This is a genomic window from Polaromonas sp. P1_E3, from assembly GCF_056405935.1.
The window spans coordinates 1-888 of sequence record NZ_JBFUBD010000724.1 but is presented as its reverse complement, the minus strand read 5'-3'; the positions used below and the strand labels follow the sequence as shown (position 1 = coordinate 888).

Below are 888 nucleotides of genomic sequence, written 5' to 3'. Positions count from 1 at the left end.
CTACTGAAGGTGCAAACGTGGCCTCCGCTGAACTTGCCCGTCTTGAGCGTCTCGAAGGCTACCTGAAAACAGATCCAGGCAATCTACAGTTGCTCGCAGAGGCTTTTGATCTTTCTTTGCAATGCAGGCAATGGGATCGCGCAGCCTTCTATCTGCGTCATGGGCGAGTGCTCCAGGCCGATGCGTTGTCGTGGCGTCTGAAAGAGGGTGATTTGCTGCTGGCGCAGGAGCTTTACCCGGAGGCAACGGCAGCACTGAAAGTTTTGCAGCAAGTCGATGGGGTTCCCCCGGAGTTCACTGCCGTGGTTTTGCACAATCTTGCTTATATCGAGTTCAGACAGGGCCGGTACGCCGAGTGTGTTTCCGAGCTAGCGGAATACATGGAGAGTTTCACCAGTGCGGCATCGGGACTTTCGCATGAGGGTATTGCGCGCGCCTCGCTGGCAGGAGAACTGTTGCAACAGCTGTGGCTACGATCACTTCATCGTACGGCCGAACTGGAGCGCGCTTGCAATTGGGTTCGCGGGGCCGAAAAGTCGCAAAACCTAAGCGCTAGCGCCGCCGCAATAGCCAGCTTGATCGCCATAGATGCGGGGGATGCAGTGGGTGCGCAGCGCTGGGCGGATACGGCGTTGCAGCAAGCACAACTGCAGACACCGCCAAGCATCCTTCCGGCCGAAGTTTTCGTCACGCAATTGACTTTGGCCCTCGGCATACGACAAGCGGATGAAGCCATCGTCTGGGCGGATAAAGCTTTGCAACTCAATCATTCGGACGGTCGTGCATGGTCCGGGCGGGCGTTTGCCCATTTACTGAAAGGCGACCTGAAGCTCGCCCGGCAGGATTTCGCACGCGCTCTGCAGGGCATGCCTGGTCACATCGGCACGT

1 protein-coding gene is annotated in these 888 nt (G+C 57.8%); it reads left to right on the top strand.

Annotation, left to right across the window (positions count from 1 at the left end):
• Positions 1–17: 17 nt before the first annotated feature.
• The coding region (locus AC1D0Z_RS23075; protein ID WP_477660456.1) for a tetratricopeptide repeat protein at positions 18–888 on the top strand (871 nt) is incomplete at its 3' end.